This window comes from Pseudomonas sp. NFACC43 (assembly GCF_900119645.1).
GTDB lineage: Bacteria > Pseudomonadota > Gammaproteobacteria > Pseudomonadales > Pseudomonadaceae > Aquipseudomonas.
The window spans coordinates 60,951-77,934 of sequence record NZ_FPKK01000010.1 but is presented as its reverse complement, the minus strand read 5'-3'; the positions used below and the strand labels follow the sequence as shown (position 1 = coordinate 77,934).

Below are 16,984 nucleotides of genomic sequence, written 5' to 3'. Positions count from 1 at the left end.
TGGCCAACGCCCAAGGATCTGAAACGTGATTGGACGCTTGCGCGGCACCCTGGCTGAAAAACAGCCACCGCACCTGATTCTGGATGTAAATGGCCTGGGCTATGAGCTGGAAGTGCCCATGACCACGCTGTATCGCTTGCCGTCGGTCGGCGAGCCCCTGACATTGCATACCCATTTGGTCGTGCGCGAGGACGCGCAGTTACTCTATGGCTTTGTCGGCAAGCGCGAGCGGGATTTCTTCCGCGAGTTGATCCGCCTCAATGGCGTCGGTCCGAAACTGGCCCTGGCCTTGATGTCGAGCCTGGAAGTCGACGAGCTGATTCGTTGCGTGCAGTCCCAGGACACTTCCGCACTGACCAAGGTGCCAGGCGTGGGCAAGAAAACCGCCGAACGCCTGCTGGTCGAGCTCAAGGACCGGTTCAAGGCCTGGGAAACGGTGCCGGCCATGTTCGCCCTGGTGCCGAACCAGCCGGACGCGCCGATGCCGGCGGCCAGCGCCGAAAACGATGCGGTCACGGCGCTGATCTCCCTGGGCTACAAGCCGCAGGAAGCCAGCAAGGCGATTTCCGCCATCAAGGAAAAAGGCCTGAGCACCGAAGATATGATCCGCCGTGCCCTGAAGGGAATGATTTAAGTGATTGAAGCCGATCGTCTGATCGCCGCCACGGGCGCGCCCCGTGACCGCGAGGAAATCCAGGACCGTGCGATTCGCCCGGTCAGCCTGGCCGACTACATCGGCCAACCGACCGTGCGCGAGCAGATGGAGTTGTTCATCCAGGCCGCCCGCGGGCGCAGCGAGTCCCTGGACCACACCTTGATCTTCGGGCCGCCGGGGCTGGGCAAGACCACCCTGGCCAACATCATCGCCCAGGAAATGGGCGTGTCGATCAAAAGCACGTCGGGGCCGGTTCTTGAGCGGCCGGGAGACCTGGCGGCGCTGTTGACCAACCTCGAGCCTCATGACGTGCTGTTCATCGACGAGATCCATCGGCTGTCGCCCATCGTCGAGGAGGTGCTGTACCCGGCCATGGAGGATTTCCAGCTGGACATCATGATCGGCGAAGGGCCGGCGGCGCGCTCCATCAAGCTGGACCTGCCACCGTTCACCCTGGTGGGGGCCACCACCCGCGCCGGCATGCTGACCAATCCCTTGCGCGACCGGTTCGGCATTGTCCAGCGCCTGGAGTTCTACAGCAACGCGGACCTGGCGACGATCGTCAGTCGCTCGGCAGGTATCCTCGGGCTGCCGCTGGATCCGGAGGGTGCCTACGAAGTGGCCCGTCGGGCCCGGGGCACGCCGCGTATCGCCAACCGCCTGCTGCGCCGGGTCCGGGACTTCGCCGAGGTCCGGGCCAAGGGGCACATTACCAAGCCGATTGCCGACCTGGCGTTGAACCTGCTGGACATCGACGAGCGTGGCTTCGACCATCAGGACCGCCGTCTGCTGCTGACCATGATCGAGAAGTTCGATGGCGGGCCGGTGGGCGTGGACAGCCTGGCGGCGGCCATCAGCGAAGAGCGCCATACCATCGAAGATGTGCTGGAGCCTTACCTGATCCAGCAAGGCTATATCATGCGCACCCCTCGCGGGCGCGTGGTGACGCGGCATGCCTATCTGCACTTTGGCTTAAACATTCCGACACGAATGGGGGAGATGCCAGTGGTAGACGAATTCCTCGATGCCGTGGACGATTGACCGACCTCTTTGCGGCGACTTTTTTCCGGTTCGTGCTGTCCCAGACAACGCCCGGAGCGTCAATGCACTCGAGAATGAAAAAACAGTTGCCTGGCCGGATTGGCAACCTGAGGAGTAAGCACTAGAGTATGCGCGCGCAAAACGGGCTGGAGTCGTTCGCACATCGCTGTCGCGTTTATTACGAGGACACCGATGCCGGCGGCATCGTCTACTACGTCAATTACCTCAAGTTTATGGAACGGGCTCGAACCGAACGGCTGCGGGAACTGGGTTTCGCCCAATCCGCGCTGGCAGGGGAGGACCTGTTATTCGTCGTGCATTCCAGCGAAGCGCGCTACCACGCGCCGGCGCGACTGGACGACGAGCTTCTGGTAAGTGCCGATGTCATCGAATTGAACCGTGCCAGCCTGCGCTTCAAGCAGCAGGTGAGGCGGGCAACGGATAACGCGCTGCTCTGCGAAGGGCAGTTTTTGGTGGCCTGTGTGCGCACCCATAGTTTGAAACCCCGGGCCATTCCCGAAGCTCTACGCGCGGCCTTTGCCGGCGTGAGCGGCGCGGGTACACACTCAGAGCAGGAGATAAAGCGTGGAAGCTAACGTCGTCGACCATTCCTCCATGTGGAGCCTGGTCAGCAATGCCAGCGTTGTAGTGCAGTTGGTAATGCTGACCCTGGTAGCCGCATCGGTGACTTCATGGATCATGATATTTCAGCGTAGCAACATGCTGCGCGCCGGTCGCCGTGCCCTGGAGAGCTTCGAAGAGCGCTTCTGGTCCGGCATCGACCTGTCCAAGCTCTATCGCCAGGCCGGCAGCAACCCGGACCCTGACTCGGGCGTCGAGCAGATCTTCCGCGCCGGTTTCAAGGAATTCTCCCGCCTGCGCCAGCAGCCTGGCGTCGACCCTGAAGCGGTGATGGAAGGTGTGGCCCGTGCCATGCGCGTCGCCATTTCCCGTGAGGAAGAGAAGCTCGAGCAGGGCCTGCCGTTCCTGGCCACCGTCGGCTCGGTCAGCCCGTACATCGGCCTGTTCGGTACCGTGTGGGGGATCATGAACTCCTTCCGCGGCCTGGCCACCGCCCAGCAGGCGACCCTGGCCACCGTAGCCCCGGGTATCGCCGAAGCGCTGATCGCCACGGCCATTGGCCTGTTCGCGGCCATCCCCGCCGTTATCGCCTACAACCGCTTCGCTGCCCGCAGCGAAACGCTGACCAGCCGTTACTACACGTTCGCCGATGAGTTCCAGGCGATCCTGCACCGTAAAGTGCACACCAGCGAAGAATAAGCAGGTATTTCCCAATGGCTTTAATCGCTCGAGCCCGAAACAAGCGCAAGCCGGTCGCCGAGATGAACGTGGTGCCCTACATCGACGTGATGCTGGTGCTGCTGGTCATCTTCATGGTGACCGCGCCGATGCTCAACCAGGGGGTGAAGGTCGATCTGCCCAAGGTTTCCAGCGAAGCCTTGCCGCAGGACAACAACACCCAGGTGCTGACCATTTCGATCAAGGCTGACAAGACCTACTACTGGAACCTTGGCAGCGAAGTCGACACCGAGAAGCAGCAGGACCGGGCCATGACCTTGCCGCAGATGACCGATGCGGTGACCAAGATCATTCGCGTCGGCAACGATGCCGGCAAGCGTACCCAGGTCTTCATTCGCGGCGACAAGACCGTCGACTATGGTGCCGTGATGGGCGCCATGGGTGGTCTGCAGAAAGCCGGAGTCGGTAATGTTGGCTTAATCACTGAGGCGCCCTGATGCAGCAACAGCGAGAGCCATCCGCCTCGGAAAGCTACTTCTGGCCCAGCGTCTGGGCGATTGGCCTGCATGTGCTGGTGTTCGGCATGCTGTTCGTCAGTTTCTCCATGACCCCGGAGCTGCCGCCGGCCAAGCCGATCGTGCAGGCGACCCTGTACCAGCTCAAGTCCAAGAGCCAGGCCACCACGCAGACCAACCAGAAGATTGCCGGCGAGGCGAAGAAGTCTGCCGCGCGCCAGACCGAAGTCGAGCAGATGGAGCAGAAAAAGGTCGAGCAGGAAGCGATAAGGGCCGCGGAACAAAAGAAAGAGGAAGCTGCTCAAAAGGCCGAAGAAGCGAAGAAGGCCGACGAGGCCAAGAAAGCTGACGAGGCCAGGAAAGCCGACGAGGCGAAGAAAGCCGCCGAGGCCAAGAAGGCAGAAGAGAAACAATTGGCTGATATAGCCAAGAAGAAAGCCGAAGAAGAAGCCAAGAAAGCCGCGGAAGAAGAGGCCAAGAAAGCGGCCGCTGAAGAGGCGAAGAAGAAGATCGTCGAGGACGCGAAGAAGAAAGCGGCCGAAGACGCCAAGAAGAAAGCTGAAGCTGAAGAGGCGAAAAAGAAAATCGCCGAAGACGCGAAGAAGAAAGCCGCCGCCGACGCCGCCAAGAAAAAGGCCCAGGACGCAGCGCGTAAATCCGCCGAAGAGAAAAAGGCCCAGGCCCTGGCAGATTTGCTTTCCGACACGCCGGAGCGCCAGCAGGCCTTGGCCGATGAGCAGGGCGATGAAGTCGCCGGCAGTTTCGATGATCTGATTCGTGCCCGGGCGGCGGAAGGCTGGGCTCGTCCACCTTCGGCGCGTCAAGGCATGACGGTGGTATTGCAGATTGGCATGTTGCCTGATGGCACGGTGGCCTCGGTCAGCGTGGCCAAGTCCAGCGGTGACGGGCCTTTCGATGCTTCGGCGGTTGCAGCGGTCAAGAACATTGGACGATTGACGGAAATGCAAGGAATGAAGCCGAGCGATTTCGCTCCGTATCGTTCATTCAAGATGACATTCACACCTGAGGATCTAGCCTTGTGAGAAACCTTCTTCGAGGAATGCTTGTCGTTATCTGCTGCCTGGCAGGGATAGCGGTGGCAGAGGAAAAGAACATTCTGGTCACCAGCGGCAGCGATCGGGCCACCCCGATCGCCGTCGTACCGTTCGGCTGGCAGGGCGGTAGCGTCCTGCCAGACGACATGGCGGAAATCATCGGCAATGACCTGCGTAACTCGGGTTACTACGCGCCGATTCCGAAACAGAACATGATCAGCCTGCCGACCCAGGCCAGCGAAGTCATCTACCGTGACTGGAAGGCCCTGGGCGCCCAGTACATCATGGTTGGCAGCATTGTGCCGGCCGGTGGCCGACTGCAAGTGCAGTACGCCCTGTTCAACGTCGCCACCGAGCAGCAAGTGCTGACCGGCAGCGTGTCGGGCAGTGTCGATCAACTGCGCGACATGGCGCACTACATCTCCGATCAGTCGTTCGAGAAACTCACCGGCATCAAGGGTGCGTTCTCTACCCGCATGCTCTACGTGACGGCCGAGCGCTTTTCCGAGAAGAACACCCGCTACACCCTGCAGCGTTCCGACTACGATGGCGCTCGCGCCGTGACCCTGCTGCAATCGCGCGAGCCGATCCTGTCTCCGCGTTTCGCGCCCGATGGCAAGCGCATCGCCTATGTGTCGTTCGAGCAGAAGCGTCCGCGCATCTTCGTCCAGCACATCGACACCGGTCGTCGTGAGCAGATCACCAATTTCGAAGGCCTGAACGGGGCGCCGGCCTGGTCGCCGGATGGCAGCCGCCTGGCGTTCGTGCTGTCCAAGGACGGCAACCCGGACATCTACGTGATGAACCTGGCTTCGCGATCGATCTCCCGCGTCACCAGTGGCCCGGGCATCAATACCGAGCCGTTCTGGGGCAAGGATGGTTCGACCATCTACTTCACCTCCGACCGCGGCGGCAAGCCACAGATCTACAAGACCAGCGCCGGTGGCGGCGGTGCAGAACGCGTGACGTTCGTGGGTAACTACAACGCCAACCCTAAACTGTCGGCGGATGAAAAGACCCTGGTGATGATCCATCGCCAGGATGGCTTCACCAATTTCAAGGTGGCGGCTCAGGATTTGCAGCGCGGTAGCGTAAAAATCCTCACTGATAGCACTCTGGACGAGTCGCCTACTGTTGCGCCCAACGGCACCATGGTAATCTACGCCACCCGCCAGCAGGGCCGGGGAGTCCTGATGCTCGTGTCCATTAACGGACGCGTGAGGCTCCCGCTTCCTACCGCTCAAGGCGAAGTCAGAGAACCGTCCTGGTCCCCTTACCTGAACTGACGCGGCGCAATACGTTTTACTTAACACACTGGGGTTCATTAGGAGTTTCACGATGGAAATGCTGAAGTTTGGTAAATTTGCTGCGCTGGCTCTGGCCATGGCTGTAGCTGTAGGTTGCTCGTCCAAAGGCGGCGACAACGCCGGTGAAGGTGCTGTTGATCCAAACGCTGGTTACGGCGCAAACACTGGTGCAGTTGACGGCTCCCTGAGCGAAGAAGCTGCTCTGCGCGCAATCACCACCTTCTACTTCGAATACGACAGCTCGGACCTGAAGCCAGAAGCCATGCGCGCTCTGGACGTTCACGCCAAGGACCTGAAAGCCAACGGCAACCGCGTTACCCTGGAAGGCAACACCGACGAACGTGGTACTCGTGAGTACAACATGGCTCTGGGCGAGCGTCGTGCGAAAGCCGTTCAGCGCTACCTGGTACTGCAAGGTGTTTCCCCAGCTCAGCTGGAACTGGTTTCCTACGGCGAAGAGCGTCCAGTTGCTACCGGCAACGACGAGCAGTCCTGGGCTCAAAACCGTCGCGTCGAACTGCGTAAGTAATTCGTCATGCGAACGTGCCGTCGTGCTGTAACTGTTCTGGCTCTCAGCCTCGCGCCGCTTGCGGCGTGGGCTGCGGTTCCTGTGGTCGATAACGATTCCGGCTATAACAATAGCGGGAGCAGTTATCCGCCTGCGGGTTACGGTACGAACGGCGCCTATGCCGGGGGAGGGGTTTCGGCCCCTGTCTCGGCACAGGGCGAGCTGTTCAACCAACTGCAGCAAATGCAGGATCAGATATCACGCCAGCAAGGCGCGATTGAAGTGCTGCAAAACGAAGTATCGCGCATGAAGCAGGAAAACCTGGAACGTTACCAGGATCTTGATCGGCGCATAGGAACCGGTGTTGCACCTGCCGCGACTCCTGAGAATTCTCCAGCCGGTGGCGACTTGAATGCCCCCGGTGCAGCTGCAGGCGCGGGGGCAACCGCTCCAGCACCTGCCGCCGGCGGTGAGCCGGCTGATCCGGCGAAGGAAAAGCTCTATTACGACGCTGCCTTCGACCTGATCAAGGCCAAGGATTTCGACAAGGCCAGCCAGGCCTTCGGCGCTTTCCTGCGCAAATACCCCAACAGCCAATACGCGGGCAACGCCCAGTACTGGCTGGGTGAAGTGAACCTGGCAAAGGGTGACCTGCAAGGCGCCGGACAGGCGTTCGCCAAGGTCTCCCAGTTGTACCCAAAGCATGCCAAGGTCCCGGATTCGCTATACAAGCTTGCTGATGTTGAGCGTCGCCTCGGCCATACCGACAAGGTCAAGGGGATCCTGCAACAGGTGGTGGCCCAGTACCCGGGCACATCCGCCGCTCAGTTGGCTCAGCGTGACTTGCAGCGGATGTAGACCTGCCAGCTTTTGAAGAAACCCGCGCCTGTCGCGGGTTTTTTCGTTAGAATTCACGCCCTTTTCATGAAACACGCTTTTTGGGGCCCGCGCGTTGGCGGGGTTCCTTGAAGTGCCTGACGGAGGCGGACGGCCTGTTTAGCTGTTACGCCCGTGGCGACTATGCAAGACACATTGAGAATCACCGAAGTTTTTTACTCGTTGCAGGGTGAAACGCGAACGGCCGGGCTGCCCACTGTATTCGTGCGGCTCACCGGTTGTCCGTTGCGCTGCCAATACTGCGACAGTGCCTACGCTTTCAGCGGCGGCACTCTGCGAACCCTCGACGATATCCTTGAGCAAGTGGCCGGTTATCGTCCGCGCTATGTCTGCGTTACGGGCGGCGAGCCGCTGGCGCAACCCAATGCCATTCCCTTGATCAAACGGCTGTGTGATGCCGGTTACGAGGTCTCGCTGGAAACCAGCGGCGCTTTGGATATCTCGGCGGTCGATACGCGGGTCAGTCGCGTCCTGGACCTGAAAACCCCAGGCTCCAAGGAGGCGCATCGCAACCGTTACGAAAACATCGAGCTGCTGACACGCAACGATCAGGTCAAGTTCGTGATCTGCTCGCGTGAGGATTACGACTGGGCTGTGTCCAAGCTCATTCAGTACGGGCTCGACCAGCGAGCGGGGGAGGTATTGTTTTCCCCCAGCCATCACGACTTGAACGCTCGCGATCTGGCGGATTGGGTAGTGGCAGATAACCTGCCGGTGCGCCTGCAATTGCAGCTGCATAAATATCTTTGGAACGACGAGCCGGGGCGCTGATATGACAGAGCAATCGAACACAGTGGAAAAACGTGCGGTCATCCTGTTGTCCGGCGGCCTGGATTCGGCAACGGTCGTGGCGATGGCCCGCGCCGAAGGCTACCGTTGCTATACCATGAGCTTCGACTACGGTCAGCGCCATCGTGCTGAACTGCTAGCCGCCGAGCGGGTAGCCCGTGATCTGGGCGTGGTGGAACACAAGGTGATCGGCCTGAACCTCAACGGCATTGGCGGCTCGGCGTTGACCGACAGTTCTATCGATGTCCCTGAAGCCCCGAGCGAAGGCATACCGGTGACGTACGTACCTGCACGCAACACGGTATTCCTGTCGCTGGCGTTGGGTTGGGCTGAAGTGCTGGGGGCGCGGGACATTTTCATCGGCGTCAACGCGGTGGATTATTCGGGATACCCGGATTGCCGCCCGGAATTCGTCGAGGCTTTTGAGCGCATGGCCAACCTGGCGACCAAAGCCGGTGTGGAAGGCCAGGGCTTTCGCATCCAGGCGCCACTGCAAAATCTGAGCAAGGCGCAAATTGTCCAGGCAGGTGTGAAGCTGGGCGTGGATTATGGACTGACCGTTTCCTGCTATCAGGCGGACGATCAGGGCCGTGCCTGTGGTAAATGCGACAGCTGCCGCTTGCGCGCCGAAGGCTTCGCAGCGGCGGGCGTGAGCGATCCAACCCCTTATTTTTGATTTTTTTCAAATTAGGTGTTGAATAGTCCTTAGAAATCAGTATTATACGCGCCACCACGAAGCGGGTCGTTAGCTCAGTTGGTAGAGCAGTTGGCTTTTAACCAATTGGTCGTAGGTTCGAATCCTACACGACCCACCATATTCAGCAGTTTTAAAAGTCTGGAAGGCCCACGAAAGTGAGGATTTCCGGATTTTTTTTTGCCTGTAGAAAACTCACTGGCCCGGAGCCGCGAGACGAACCGCGGCTCCGGGCTGGAATCAGAGCAGGCCATCCTCTGCGCAGATTTTCACGATCTGCTCGCGAAACCAGACGTTGGCGCTGTCCTGGCCTGGTTTCTCGCTCCACATCATATCCAGCGTGAAATTCGGCAAGCCGGTCGGTGCCTTGCGATGGCTGAACCTGTCTTCGTCGCAGGTCAGGGCCTGGATGCGTCGGGGCAGGGTCAGTACGAATTCGGTCCCGGTGATCATGTTCAACGCCGCCACATAGCTGTTGGCCCGAGCGACGATCTGTCGGCTATAGCCCTGTCGGGCGAGCCAGCCATCGATCATGTTGGTGTCGGAGGTCCAGGGCGTCGGAAAGACGTGTTGGCAAGCGACGAACGCTTCCAGGCTGAACGCCTCCTGCGGGAAGTCAAAATTCTTATCGATCACGCAGACCAGTTCATCTTCCAGTAGTACTTGCGAGCGCAGCCCCTTGGCACCGCGATGAAAGTTGGGGCCGAAACAAACGACCAGATCGAAACGACCATCCATTAGTTCCTCGGCGGGAATATCTTTATGGAATTTCGTTATATTGATAATTATGGGAAAGTGGCTGCCAATAAAACGCTTGACCAGTTTGGGTAGAATCAATAACTCGAAGTATTCCGGCGCACAAATATTGAAAGTTATTTCATTCTGCATGGGGTCGAAGGTTTGCAGGCCTGAGTGGCAGGTATTTATCGTCTGCAGAATCTTGACGATATGGCTGTACATGGCATTGGCTTTGTTTGTTGGCCGCATGCCACTACGGGTATTAATGAACAACTCATCTTCGAAGCTGGTACGCAGCTTCTTCAGGCAGTAACTCACGGTGGACTGGCTGACACACAGGGCTTCGGAGACTTCGGTAACGCTGCTCTGCTCATACACCGCGACGAACACCATCAAGTCCTGCATGTCCAGCTTTCTAAGCAAATTGCTATTGAGCATAAGGTCCTTCTCGACACAATCCATGGGCTAGCGTGCTTTGTTTTTATGACAAAGGCATTTATTTATATATTAGCGGAAGCAATTTATTTTTTAAATGGCTTGTAGGAATTTTCTTAAATATGCTCGCCTCGCTTTTTTTAGAAATCCTGCACAAGGACGGAGGAGGACGAAATGCAAATACGTGTCGCTGAAACTCAAACACCGTTATGGGTGCAAGCCACTGAAGTAGTAAAAGAGAAGTTTCGAAGTTCTTATTCGGCATCCGTTGAACCGAACCCACAATACTTTGCGGTGACTCAGGATCAGGCTGATCGCATTCTTGCATGTGCCGGTATTACGTTTGCGGACCACCGCATTCTGTTTTCCGAGCAATACCTGACACAACCGATCGATGAAATCCTGTCCGAGCGTTTCGAAAAAACGATCGAGCGTTCGAATATTGTCGAGATCGGTAACCTGATTTCCCATCACCTTACGGCAGGAATGATTCTCGTTAATATGATTCCGCTGTTGTCCTGGTGCATGGGTGGGCATTACCTGTTGTGCACGGTTACGCCCCGCGTTCGGCAAATGATGGAAAGTTGCCAGATCGATTTCGAGCCGTTGCTGACCGCAGATCCCAACCGTCTGGCCGACGACGGCGGCAAGAACTGGGGAACCTATTATTCCAAGCTGCCGGTGACCGGTTTCATCCGGGTCGATCCGAAGCGTTCCCGTTTCGCGGCCATGACCCTCAATACCTCGTTCACTCAACTGCCCAGCGATTCCCTGGCGAGGGCGCAACCATGAGTGGCGGATTCATCGATCAATTGGAGCAGGCGTTGCACAGCGATCCCCAGGCCATTTGCGCGGTCGACTGGACGTCGGCCACCGAACGGGTGGAACTGACCTATGGCGAGCTGGAGCACCGGGCGCTGAACCTGGCGGCTGAGCTGCAACTGCGCTTCGCCAGCCCGGCCCATGGCGACCACGTGGTATTGGGGATCGCGACCCGTAACAGCAGCGATTGGCTGGTAGCCGACCTGGCCTGTCTGTTCGCCGGGATCACCGCGCTGCCGCTGCCCCTGGCGTTCAGTCAATCCCAGGCCGAACACCTGGCCGAGCGCTGTGACGGCTTTCTGGTGGACGCTGCCGGGCAGCGGACATTGGCGCAACGCTGGAAGCTGAATTTTCCCGACAGCCGCCTGCGGCGCCTGAACGAGCCGGTGATCGAGCAGCCATTGCTGCATGCGCCGGAGGGTGATCGCGACTGGATCTGCAAGATCATTCATACGTCGGGCACCACCAGCCGGCCTAAAGGCGTGCGCTTGAGCACCCAGGCTGTCGGTGCGGTACTGGCGTCGCTGCGCGAGCGCATGCCGGTCGGTGCCCATCGTCGTTACCTATCGCTGGTGCCGCTGAGTCTGCTGCTTGAACAGGTCACCGCCGCCTACCTGCCGCTGCTGGCCGGTGGAACCGTGCATTTCCTGCCCCCGAGCGAAGCATTGCTCGGCGAACCCGGCGCTTCGCCACAACGTCTGGTCGACTGGATCCTGCAAGTCCAGCCAACGGCCCTGACGGTGCCGCCGGTCATGGTCAATCGTTTCCTCGAGCAACTGAACGACGGCGGCGAGCCGGGCGAGCGGCTGGGGCGTTACCTCAAGTCCGGTGCACATATCACCTGCGGTGGCGCGGCGGTGAGCATCGATGCACTGCGCGACCTGGCCGAGCAGGGTATCGAGGTGTACCAGGGCTATGGGCTGTCCGAGAACGCTTCGGTGGTCAGTGTGAACACCCGCGAACAGCAACGCCTGGGCAGCGTCGGCAAGCCGCTTCCCCATGTCCAGGTGCGCATCGGCGCCGACCAGACCATCGAGGTCAAGAGCAGCTCGCTGTTCAGCGGTTATTCGGGGACCGACCCCAGCGCATGCTCCATGTCTGGCGACGGCTGGATGGACACCGGTGACTTGGGGATGCTCGACGAAGACGGCTATCTCTATGTACACGGACGCAAGAAGAACGTGATCTGCCTGCCCAACGGCCGCAACGTCAGCCCAGAACAGGTCGAGCTGGAGTACCGCAAATACCCGGGCGTGCACGATGCCGCAGTGTTTTTCGACGAGCAGCACGGTCTGGTGGCGTTGTTGTGCGTCGAGTCGGCACCGCCCAGCGATGAGCTGGTGGCCTGGTCGAGCGGGCGTTTTTCCGATATCGAGCGGCCGAACCGGCTCTGGTTGTTGACCAAGGACGATCCGCTGATCGAGCAGCTCTACACCGTTACCGGCCGGCCGAAACGCGCCGATATCGCCACTGTTTTTTCCACTCTGCAAGGGAACGCATCCAATGAGCACACCTGCCTTTCACTTTGAAAACCCGGACGTCTCCATCGTCGACGCCCATCACTTCGCCAGCCTGGGCAAGGCTGAGCTGTACGAGCTGCTGGGGCACTACGGTGTCGTGCTGTTTCGCAACTGCATCCACAGCGCCGAGGACTTCAGCGCCTACGTCAAGCGCAACAGCTCCCGTTTGAGCCTGGATCCGGCCCGGGTCATGGTTGGCGGTGCGGCACAGTTGGTGGATGCCGGGCGCCAGGCTGTAGGGCTGCACTGCGAAAATGGCAACTCGCCGTTCTGGCCGGACATGACCTGGTTCTATTGCCAGGAAGCGCCGCGCAAGGGCTCGCAAACCACGATATGCGACGGTGAGAAGGTACTGGCGAAACTGTCCCCGGCCTGCCGCAGCTTTTTCGAAGAAAACCCGATTCGCTACAGCCGCACCGTGGCGGGGGAAAAGTGGCGCCGTCTGGTCTGCCATTACTCGCCGACCTTGTCGGACCCGGCGGCCGTGGTCATCGATGATCTGCTGCAGATCATCGGCGATGATCCGCAAACCCTGATTTCCTTCAACCCCTCCGACGATTCGATCCACTACGCCTTCAGCACCTCGGCGATCCTCACTTCCGCCTTCAGCCAGCGCCCGGCCTTTGCCAACAGCATCCTGGGACCGTCGTTCAATTACGAAGCGCCGGTGATCGACACGGTGAGCGGGCAGGCGATTCCTGCCCAGTTCCTGGCCGAGATCGCCGAAGTATCGGCCCAGTACACCGTTGCGGTGGGCTGGCGCGACCATGACGTGGTGATGATCGATAACCGTCGGGTCATGCACGGCCGTGAAACCATCGTCGACGACCGTCGGCGCATTTTCAACGCCCTGAGCTATCGCTGAGAGGTCCCATGAAAAACGATAACTATATTATTGGCGGGCAGTACGAGACCTACCTGGATGGCGAGGGCCGGCAGATCATCGACCTGACCGGCGGGTTCGGTTTTCAGGTGCCGGCGGTGATCGAGGCGGTGACTGGTCAGGCGCAGGTCATGGGCCTGTCCAATCGGGTGCTGATGTCCGAACCGCTGATTGCCTTGTGCCGCCGCCTGGCGGAGTTGCTGCCGGAGCCGTTGGTCAGTTCCTATGTGTGCAGCTCCGGTGACGAAGCCTTCGAAGGCGCTCTGAAGCTGTGCAAGGGCCTCAAGCCCAAGGGCAACACCATCGTGTTCGTCCAGGGCGGCGATTACGGCTCGCTGACTTACGGGCGTTGCCTCAATGCCACGCAGGGCGATCTGCCGGCGCAGGGTTTCCTGGGCTTCAAGCGGGTGGCCATTCGTCACCTTGCCGATCTGGACACGGTGGATTGGAGCGATTGCTTCGCGGTATGCCACAGCAACACCCGTCTCGATGCGAACGGTCGACTGCAGATGCTCGAGCCGGCGCTGGTCGAGCGCTTGCACGCCCGCGCGGCGCAGGCAACGGTACCGGTCATCGCCGTCGATACCCAGAGCTGCCTTGGCAGCCTGGGTACGCTGTTCGGTTTCCAGCGCTATCGCGCCGTGCCGGACATCGTCGTGCTAGGCGGTGCCCTGGGCGGCAGTGCGATCCCCATCGGCACCTATACCTGCAGCGAGCGCATGGCCTGGCAGGTCTACGGCCGCAGCAGCCCAGCCAAGCACGGCAGCACCACGGCCGGTAACCCAATGGCCTGCGTGGCGGCCCTGACCGCACTCGACTACGTGCAAAGCCACGACTCGCCCCGGCAATGCCAGGAGAACGGTCAGCGACTGGCACAGACCCTGGCGTCATTCGGTGCCGTGGCCGAAGGCGCCTGGGTCAGCCTGCCGCTGACCGACGACCTGCAACCGAGCGCGGTGTGCGAGGCGCTCTATGAAAAAGGCGTCTATGTCAGCGTTCCTCGCGGTCGCGAGTTGATCCTGCGTTGCCCGATCACCGCTCGTCCCGAACATATCCAACGTGCCGCAAACATCATCAAGGAGACGCTGAGCCATGTCCTTACTCAGGCCGCATGAACAACTGCTGGACGATTGCCAGCGGCACTGGAGCGCATCGGCAGCCAAGCTGTATCGCCTGGGCAAGACCACGGTCGAACAGGAAACCGATGGCATCCATGTCACCGACCACAACGGCAAGCGCTTCATCGACTGCGCATGCAGCTATGGGGTGTTCATCGTCGGGCACCGCAACCCGATGGTGCGCGAGCAGGTGCAGGCGCAGTTGAACCAACTGGCCTGGGTGCCGGAAGGCCGGCGCCATCCGCTGCAGGACAAATTGTCCGAGCGCCTGTGCCAGTTGGTGCCGGGGGAGTGGGGCGACGTGCAGTACATGGTGTCCGGCGCCGAAGCGGTGGAACAGAGCCTGCGCTATGCGATGCGGATCCAGCCGCATCGGCGCGGGATCGTGGTGATGAGTGGCTCCTACCACGGCAAGACGCTGGCGGCGATGAGCATTCTCGGCCAGCGCCAGAACCACAGCAGCTATGGCATCGACTCCCCGGAGGTCACCTGCGTGCCCTATGGCGATTTCGCCGCCCTGCACAAAGCCGTGGGCGAGGGCGTGTGCGCCGTGTACGTCGAGCCGATCCTGGGCGGCGCACACCTGCAGGTACCTCCGGTGGGCTATATGGCCAACCTGCGGGCCTTGTGCGATGCCACCGGCACCCTGCTGGTGGCGGATGAAATCCAGACCGGTTTCGGTCGCTGCGGCAAATGGTTCGCCGTGCAGTATGACGACGTGGTGCCTGACATCATGATCCTCTCCAAGGGCCTGACCGGCGGCTACACCTCTTTCGCCTGTGCCATGTACAGCCAGCGCCTGGCCACTCAGTACCCGCTCAGCGAGATCGAGCCCGATACGCGTACCAATGGCGGGCACCCGGTGGCATGCGCTTCGGCGCTCGCGGCCATCGATTACATTGAACAGCACAACCTGGTGGAGCAGTCGCGGGTCAACGGCGGCTTGCTGCGTCATGGCCTGCAGCGCCTGGCGCTGCGTTATCCGCACATCGTCGAGGACGTGCCGGGTGTGGGCCTGATGACTGGCCTGCGTCTGCGCGGCTCGGTCTATGAAGCCCTGATGAGCATGGAACTGGGCAAGCGCGGTATTCATGCCGGGCATTCGATGAACGAGAAGGCCGAGCGCCCGGTGTTGCGCTTCTATCCGCCGCTGAACATTTCCTCCGACGCATTGCGTCATGTCCTGACGATGGTCGAAGAAGCCCTGGCCGCCATTGACCGACGCCCGGCGCTGGCGGTCAAGGCGTTCTCCCTGGTGGTGCGCAACATGTATCAGTTGCCCAACAAGTGGCTGCGCAGCAAGGAGGCGTCGTGAGCATGTTCAACCCCGATACGCTGACCTTGAGGGAAATGGCCGGCCTGCTGCGACGGGGCGTGCTGACCAGCGTCACGTTGCTGGAGTTCTACCTGCAGCGCATCGCCGAGCGTAACCGGCAGATCAATGCATTGATCCAGCTGGCTCCGGTGGAGGAACTGCGCCGCCAGGCGCGGGAGGCTGACGAAATGGCCCGCGTCGGGCAGATCAGCGGCCCGCTGCACGGCATTCCCATCACCATCAAGGATGTCCTTCATGTCCGCGGGTTCAAGATGTCCCGCGGGCTGGAGGAACTGCTGGGCGAGCCCAGCCAGCAGGACGCGACGGCCGTGGCCCGGCTTCGGCAGGCCGGCGCGATCATCCTGGGCATCAGCAACGTGCCCGAGCTGTGCATGGCCTTCGAAACCGAGAACCTGATCTATGGCCGCACCCTCAACCCCCACGACCTGCAACGCTCCGCCGGCGGCAGCAGTGGAGGGGAGGCGGCAGCCATCGCCGCCGGCTGCTCGCCGGCCGGCCTGGCATCCGATGCTTGCGGCAGTGTGCGCATTCCGGCCCATTTCAATGGCATCTGCGGCCTGAAGCTGACCCAGGGCCGGGTGCCGCTGACCGGCCAGTTCCCCAACGACCGCTCCGGGCTGTTCCACATGACCTCGGCCTTTGGCGTGATGGGGCGTTATGTGGATGACCTTGCCCTGCTCGGGCCGTTGATCAGCGGCGCCGACGGACATGATCCGGACACCGTCGATGTACCGTTCGCCGAAAGCGAGCCGCTGGCCAGCCTGCGCGTCGCGCTGTTCTCGGAGTCCAGCCGGACCCCGGTCAGCGCGGCGGTAAGCCAGGTGCTGCGACAGGTCGAGCGGTGCCTGGGCACGGTGGTGGCGCAAGTGAGCCCGGTGGCTCCGCCGATGCTCGAGGAGGCCTGCGATGTGCTGTGGCGGGTGTTCATCACCGGCGCCGACGCCGGGCGCGGCTGGCGGCAATTGTTCGACTCGATGAGCAAGCGTCGCTTCACACCGGCCATCGCCCAGTTGCTGGACATGAGCGAAACCGTGGAACTGACCGTGGATGAAGTCAAGCGCGACTGGATCGCGATCGACACGTTCCGCTATCAGCTGGCGAAGTTCTTCAAGCAGCATGACCTGTTCATCTGCCCGGTATTCCCGGACGTCGCGTTCCGGCATGGGGAGTCCCTGCAGGACCGCGATCGCTACGCCTTCGTCTTCCCGTTCAGCCTCAGCGGTTCGCCGGCGGTGGTGATCCGCGCCGGCACCGATCCCGTCACCGCAATGCCCATCGGCATCCAGATCGTCGGGCCCCACTGGCAGGAAGAGCGGTTGTTGGCGGTCGCGGCTTTCCTTGAACGGGAGCTGGAGCGCTGGAGCCCGGTTTCACCTACAGGCTCGGTATGATCGTACCGGCCTGGGACGAT

General features: G+C 60.8%; 18 protein-coding genes and 1 tRNA gene. 18 read left to right on the top strand and 1 reads right to left on the bottom strand.

Translation table 11 applies throughout. The features are described from left to right. Window positions 1-25 precede the first annotated feature (25 nt). From ruvA to BT179_RS17905, 12 genes are all read left to right on the top strand, one after another. Window positions 26-634 (top strand): Holliday junction branch migration protein RuvA, encoded by a 609-nt coding sequence (gene ruvA / locus BT179_RS17960; protein WP_072395144.1) that lies wholly within the window; start codon window positions 26-28, stop codon window positions 632-634. After that, a complete protein-coding gene (gene ruvB / locus BT179_RS17955; RefSeq protein WP_072395127.1) occupies window positions 635-1,696 on the top strand; it encodes a Holliday junction branch migration DNA helicase RuvB in 1,062 nt (353 codons plus the stop codon). It begins immediately after the preceding gene. A gap of 128 nt (window positions 1,697-1,824) precedes the next feature. Then, on the top strand, window positions 1,825-2,292 hold the full coding sequence (ybgC, locus tag BT179_RS17950) for a tol-pal system-associated acyl-CoA thioesterase (RefSeq protein ID WP_072395125.1): 468 nt from the start codon (window positions 1,825-1,827) through the stop codon (window positions 2,290-2,292). After that, a complete protein-coding gene (gene tolQ, locus BT179_RS17945; protein ID WP_072395123.1) occupies window positions 2,282-2,977 on the top strand; it encodes a protein TolQ in 696 nt (231 codons plus the stop codon). Before ybgC ends, tolQ begins: the two co-directional genes overlap by 11 nt. Before the next feature lie 23 nt (window positions 2,978-3,000). Continuing rightward, window positions 3,001-3,453: a protein TolR gene (tolR, locus tag BT179_RS17940; RefSeq protein WP_161796096.1), complete on the top strand. Its 453-nt coding sequence runs from the start codon at window positions 3,001-3,003 to the stop codon at window positions 3,451-3,453. Continuing rightward, window positions 3,453-4,514: a cell envelope integrity protein TolA gene (tolA, locus tag BT179_RS17935; protein WP_072395121.1), complete on the top strand. Its 1,062-nt coding sequence runs from the start codon at window positions 3,453-3,455 to the stop codon at window positions 4,512-4,514. Before tolR ends, tolA begins: the two co-directional genes overlap by 1 nt. Further along, entirely contained in the window at window positions 4,511-5,812 is a 1,302-nt protein-coding gene (tolB, locus tag BT179_RS17930) for a Tol-Pal system beta propeller repeat protein TolB (RefSeq protein WP_072395119.1), read from the top strand. The genes tolA and tolB overlap by 4 nt, the downstream gene beginning before the upstream one ends. A 52-nt stretch (window positions 5,813-5,864) precedes the next feature. Next, window positions 5,865-6,362 carry a peptidoglycan-associated lipoprotein Pal gene (pal, locus tag BT179_RS17925; protein ID WP_072395117.1) on the top strand — a complete coding sequence of 166 codons (498 nt, stop codon included), beginning with the start codon at window positions 5,865-5,867 and terminating at the stop codon, window positions 6,360-6,362. Between the two features lie 6 nt (window positions 6,363-6,368). Next, window positions 6,369-7,199, top strand: coding sequence for a tol-pal system protein YbgF (gene ybgF / locus BT179_RS17920; RefSeq protein WP_072395116.1), 831 nt, complete (start codon window positions 6,369-6,371; stop codon window positions 7,197-7,199). Window positions 7,200-7,361: 162 nt separating this feature from the next. Then, window positions 7,362-8,009, top strand: coding sequence for a 7-carboxy-7-deazaguanine synthase QueE (gene queE, locus BT179_RS17915; RefSeq protein WP_072395115.1), 648 nt, complete (start codon window positions 7,362-7,364; stop codon window positions 8,007-8,009). A 1-nt stretch (window position 8,010) separates the two neighbouring features. Then, window positions 8,011-8,703: a 7-cyano-7-deazaguanine synthase QueC gene (queC, locus tag BT179_RS17910; RefSeq protein WP_072431879.1), complete on the top strand. Its 693-nt coding sequence runs from the start codon at window positions 8,011-8,013 to the stop codon at window positions 8,701-8,703. Between the two features lie 63 nt (window positions 8,704-8,766). Continuing rightward, window positions 8,767-8,842, top strand: a tRNA-Lys gene (locus BT179_RS17905). Window positions 8,843-8,961: 119 nt separating this feature from the next. On the opposite strand, the gene BT179_RS17900 is transcribed toward BT179_RS17905, so the two are convergent. Beyond that, on the bottom strand, window positions 8,962-9,897 hold the full coding sequence (locus tag BT179_RS17900) for a LysR family transcriptional regulator (RefSeq protein ID WP_072431878.1): 936 nt from the start codon (window positions 9,895-9,897) through the stop codon (window positions 8,962-8,964). A gap of 171 nt (window positions 9,898-10,068) precedes the next feature. Here BT179_RS17900 and BT179_RS17895 point away from each other — a divergent pair, with 171 nt between their 5' ends. From BT179_RS17895 to BT179_RS17870, 6 genes are read left to right on the top strand one after another with little or no spacing between them, the layout of a single operon-like run. Further along, entirely contained in the window at window positions 10,069-10,686 is a 618-nt protein-coding gene (locus tag BT179_RS17895) for a thermostable hemolysin (protein WP_072395101.1), read from the top strand. Beyond that, complete coding sequence (locus BT179_RS17890) at window positions 10,683-12,245, top strand: AMP-binding protein (RefSeq protein ID WP_072431877.1); 1,563 nt, start codon at window positions 10,683-10,685, stop codon at window positions 12,243-12,245. Before BT179_RS17895 ends, BT179_RS17890 begins: the two co-directional genes overlap by 4 nt. Next, window positions 12,220-13,101: a TauD/TfdA family dioxygenase gene (locus tag BT179_RS17885; protein WP_072395097.1), complete on the top strand. Its 882-nt coding sequence runs from the start codon at window positions 12,220-12,222 to the stop codon at window positions 13,099-13,101. Before BT179_RS17890 ends, BT179_RS17885 begins: the two co-directional genes overlap by 26 nt. A gap of 8 nt (window positions 13,102-13,109) precedes the next feature. After that, a complete protein-coding gene (locus BT179_RS17880; RefSeq protein WP_072395095.1) occupies window positions 13,110-14,234 on the top strand; it encodes an aminotransferase class III-fold pyridoxal phosphate-dependent enzyme in 1,125 nt (374 codons plus the stop codon). Then, window positions 14,212-15,552, top strand: coding sequence for an aspartate aminotransferase family protein (locus tag BT179_RS17875; RefSeq protein WP_072431876.1), 1,341 nt, complete (start codon window positions 14,212-14,214; stop codon window positions 15,550-15,552). The genes BT179_RS17880 and BT179_RS17875 overlap by 23 nt, the downstream gene beginning before the upstream one ends. Window positions 15,553-15,554: 2 nt before the next feature. Then, window positions 15,555-16,964, top strand: a complete 1,410-nt coding sequence (locus BT179_RS17870) for an amidase (RefSeq protein ID WP_072395091.1) — start codon at window positions 15,555-15,557, stop codon at window positions 16,962-16,964. Window positions 16,965-16,984 lie beyond the last annotated feature (20 nt).